The following is a 4,614-nucleotide window of genomic DNA, read 5'->3' on the forward strand; positions in this document are numbered from 1 at the left end:
TAAATATCGAGTAGACTCTGTATAAATTCAACAATAGCATGTCCAGCCATCGTATCGGCATCATCGACAAACAATTCAATATCATTTTCATCAAAGGTAGACTCCATAATTGTACGGTAGTCTTCTAGAATTCGCGACGTTACTAATATATCTTTATAGCGGTATTTGCCACTAGCAACCATTCGTTTTATATTAGTTGCCACAAACAACACTTCGGCTTGTTTGGTTTCGGCTTCTCTCACTTCGATACACCCATCCATTGATACGTCTGAATTCAGAGAATACTGAGGAGATAATTCAAAGCTGTTGACCCAGTATGATTCCAGTTCATTAATCTCTTGACAGTGCTCTTCGTTTTTTTCATTAATGATCTTATCATGTAAAATAGGGACAGCCCTATCAAGTAGTTGTTGGTATAAACGATAATAAGTCATGCCCGGTTCATAAAATAAATTATTTAACTCTGGAGGTTCTGTCGCATACTTTTTGTCTAATACCAGTGATACTTTTACTTCTTGAGCGTGTTCTGCAAAGGCTAAAATGAGTGCTTGTTCTTGAGCGGAAAAGGAATGGAAATTATCAATGATAATTCTAGTTTGTGACATGTCCCTTTCTTTCACTTCTTTGATTAAAGCTTCCAAGACATCTTCTCGCTCAATATACTTGCCTTGGAGTTGGAAAATGAATTCATCGTAAATTAAATTCAAATCATGCAACTTGGCATCTAAGTCAAACGGATTGGCTTCTTCATTTTGCGTTTGGTTTTTCAGTATGCTTAAATCTTCTGGTTCGACTCTTCCGTTTCTCATTTCCATAAATAGAGCCGTGAGTTTTTCGACAAAGCCTTGTTGCCTGCTTTCACCTCTGTAAATCGTCAGCTGGTCCTCTTTTTCACGTAGTATACGCCTCACTAACATGGATAAGCCTGTTTCCGTTAGTTGGGAGTGACTATATAAAGCTGTGTCCTGCAAATAGTACCAGGCTAGACGACTAAAACTGAATACTTGTAAATCAATCATCCCTGCATATTGTTGTTTTTTCCTTGAAGGTGATTGTTTAATAAAGTCGAGTATGTTCATCTCTGATTCAAATTTAATATGATCAGGAACGAGATAAAATACCTGTCCCGATGCATCTTCTTGTATCCAGTTAACTAACTGATTATAAATATATTCTTTTCTATTCGTGTGTAACCGGCCTACTATAAATTGGAAACTCAATCGATCTGCTCCTCTCTTTACCTGTTTATCATCAGTTTATCACTTAAGACAAAGAAATTAAATACAGGAAAGAAAAGCGATTCTTTTCTTTCCTGTTGATTAACATAATTATTCAGCTGCTAAACGGATGATTTCGACAATCACATCTGTAGCTTTTTCCATACTTTCTACGGAAACAAACTCATATCTCCCATGGAAGTTCTCTCCACCAGCAAATAGGTTCGGTGTAGGTAATCCCATAAAGGATATTTTCGAGCCGTCTGTTCCTCCACGAATAGGTTCTATAATAGGTTGGATGCCTAATTTGGACATAGCTGATTCGGCCAAATCAACGGGTCTCATATCTTTTTCAATAACTTCTCTCATATTATAGTAGGAATCTTCTAGAGTGACTTTTACTCGTTCTTCATTAAAGGGCTGATTTAATTCCTCTGCTATTTTTTTGAAGGTTGCTTTTCGGTTTTCAAATAAGTCTCTATCGTGATCTCGAATTATATAACTCATGGAAGCTTCTTCTACTGTACCGGTTACTCCCAGTAAATGATAAAACCCTTCTCGTTTTTCTGTTTTTTCCGGGACTTCATCAGCAGGTAGAGACTGATCAAAGGCAATAGCCAATTTTAAAGCATTGACCATTGTATCTTTAGCTGTGCCAGGGTGTACGTTCTTCCCTTGAATCATGACATGGGCACTTGCAGCGTTAAAACTTTCGTATTGCAACTCACCAACAGGTCCACCATCTATTGTATAAGCAAAATCGGCAGCGAAATGGTCGACATCAAAGCGGTCAGCTCCTACACCAATTTCTTCATCTGGTCCAAAAGCGACTCTAATTTTGCCGTGCTCAATATCCGGGTTGGCGATTAAGTATTCCATTGCACTAAATATTTCTACAATACCTGATTTATCGTCTGAACCGAGTAAAGTTGTTCCGTCTGTTGTAATCAATGTCTGACCAACATAATTTTTTAAATTAGGAAAGTCTTTTACTCCTAAACGAATGTTCAAATCTTCATTTAAAAGAATATCTTCGCCATTATAGTTCTCATGAAACTGTGGATTCACACCTTCTCCATTAAAATCAGCTGTGTCCATATGCGCAATAAAACCAATGACTGGCACATTTTTAGATGTATTGGCAGGCAGTGTCGCTGTGACAAATCCATTAGTCTCATTGTATTCGACTTCACTCATCCCAATGTCTTTTAAATCATTGACTAATTTTTGAGCAAATTTTACCTGTGATTGAGTGGAGGGGATTGTATCAGATGTTGCATCTGATTGCGTGTTGATTTTGACATACTCTACAAAACGATTGACTAAATTTTCGTACATATTATCCGTCCTTTTTATTTGAAATAGGAAAAAACATCTTTCTGAGTCTCTGTTTCTATAATTTCCAGTGTCCAATTCTGTTCTTTTTTACAGTCTTCCAGGTAATTTTTTAAATGGGAAATACTGATGGATTCCATGTAATGGCCTGCATCGATAAAGTCTAGCCCATCTCGAAGCATATCTTGAGCCCCATGATAAGAAATATCTCCTGTAATAAACAGAGTGGCACCTTTATTTAGAGCCTCTCGGTAGTATTTTTCACCTGAGCCGCCAAATACTGCTACAGTCTGATGTTTTTTGGACTCATCATTCGATCCAAAGCGCACACCATCTACTGGAAACAATTCTTTTACTGTTTTAGCTATTTCCTTTATTGTTTGGCCTTCAGACAGGTTCCCTAGTCGGCCAAATCCAAATGTTTCCACTTGATTTTCTAATGTATACAAATCAAATACCGGCTCTTCATAGGGATGAGCATTATACAAGGCTTGAATGGAAGCAGCAACATCTTTATCTCTGACCATCATTTCTATTCGCTGTTCATGTATGACTTCTTCTTTTCCGATTTTACCTTCTGTCGGGTTGGAACCTTCTTGTGGTGTGAAACGTCCATAGCCTTCCATTGTGTAAGACACATCTGTATAGTCTCCGACTTCACCTGCTCCAGTTGCATGGAGGGCTTTTTTAACATCTTCAGCGACGTAATCAGGCACATACACAGCTAGCTTTTTAAAACCTGTCTGGGTATTGACCGAAACGACTTGGCGATTGTCTGACTCTATGCCGATTGCATCTGCGAGCCAGTCATTTAACCCATCTTCAGCTGCATCCAGATTCGTATGTGCAGAAAAAACCGCGATATCTGATTTAATTAATTCAATGTAGTCTCTTCTTCTACTATCCTCACCGTTTAATGTTTTTAGTGAGTTAAAAATAGCAGGATGATGGGTAATCATCAAGTCGACGCCTTTTTCTTTGGCTTCTTGAATCGTTAATCGGTCTACATCTAATGCGACCATTACTTTTTTGACTTCATCCTCTTTGTTTCCAAAGGACAAGCCAATCGGATCCCAGCTCTCAGCTAAATGGGGTGGCGCTAACTCTTCTATTTTTTTGATGATGTCATTGACAGTCGTCACGACAGAACCTCCTCTATTAGATTCAATTCTTTTCTTAATGTATTCAGTTTCTTTTCATCAGGACTCTCTGATTTTTCCATTTGTGATAGAATATACTGGTTTTTTTGTTGCATACTCTTCCACTTTTTTATGAACGCGACTGGTTTTGCTTCTAACAAAATGGGCCCGAATAATAATTCTTTTTCGCTGTAAGTCAGGGGATTGTCAGAAGGAACAGCTTTAATAATTTCATATATTTTTCTGTTTTCTTCCACTATAGTTTCTTCTACAATCTCGTACTGGTTTTGAACTAAAAAGTCTCTAATGGTGCGTTCATTTATATTCGGTTGTAAAATAAGGACTTCTGTTCCAGTTATTTTACTTTCTTCCATTCCTTTTTCTAATATGGATTGAATAAGGGAGCCACCCATCCCGGCAATGGTCACCGTATTAATCGAATCAGACGGGGATAAAACGGCTAAGCCATCACCTAAACGCACCGCTATTCGGTCGTGTAAAGAGCGACTTTCGACTTCCTTTTTCGCATTTTGATAAGGGCCTTGGACGACTTCTCCTGCAACAGCCCACTCTATTTTGTTTTTTTCAACTAAGTAACAAGGTAAATAGGCATGATCCGAGCCTATATCAGCTAAACGTGCACCCTCGTCCACCAAATCGGCGACAACTTGTAGTCGCTTCGATAAATGTAATGTATCCATACTCCACCTCACAATTGACTTCTTTTATAGTTTACCAGTTTTTCAGATAGATTGAAAAGAAGTTTTCATAATTATACATGAAAAAGAGCCTACTCCTATTGGGAAAATAAGCTCTTAAAAGGTCTTACTGTCTCTTTTGATTGTCCTCGGGAGTTTAACAGCTGGAATCAATAAAAAGTGACACAAAGCCTGTTATGGCTTTATTTTTTTGTCAAATTTGAT

The 4,614-nt window shown here is 37.9% G+C and carries 4 protein-coding genes; all 4 read right to left on the minus strand.

All coding sequences use genetic code 11. The features are described 5' to 3' along the window. On the minus strand, window positions 1–1,220 hold a 1,220-nt coding region (locus ABDZ53_RS00030), incomplete at its 3' end, for a PD-(D/E)XK nuclease family protein (protein WP_425541659.1). A 108-nt stretch (window positions 1,221–1,328) separates the two neighbouring features. Continuing rightward, entirely contained in the window at window positions 1,329–2,555 is a 1,227-nt protein-coding gene (pepT, locus tag ABDZ53_RS00035; protein WP_343752711.1) for a peptidase T, read from the minus strand. Window positions 2,556–2,569: 14 nt separating this feature from the next. After that, window positions 2,570–3,694: a Nif3-like dinuclear metal center hexameric protein gene (locus ABDZ53_RS00040; protein WP_343752713.1), complete on the minus strand. Its 1,125-nt coding sequence runs from the start codon at window positions 3,692–3,694 to the stop codon at window positions 2,570–2,572. After that, the gene (locus ABDZ53_RS00045; protein WP_343752715.1) at window positions 3,691–4,392 is read right to left on the minus strand and encodes a tRNA (adenine(22)-N(1))-methyltransferase; all 702 of its coding nucleotides are present in this window, start codon (window positions 4,390–4,392) and stop codon (window positions 3,691–3,693) included. The genes ABDZ53_RS00040 and ABDZ53_RS00045 overlap by 4 nt, the downstream gene beginning before the upstream one ends. Window positions 4,393–4,614: the final 222 nt, after the last annotated feature.

Origin of the sequence: Alkalibacterium iburiense (genome assembly GCF_039521845.1) — a bacterium.
Taxonomy (GTDB): domain Bacteria; phylum Bacillota; class Bacilli; order Lactobacillales; family Carnobacteriaceae_A; genus Alkalibacterium; species Alkalibacterium iburiense.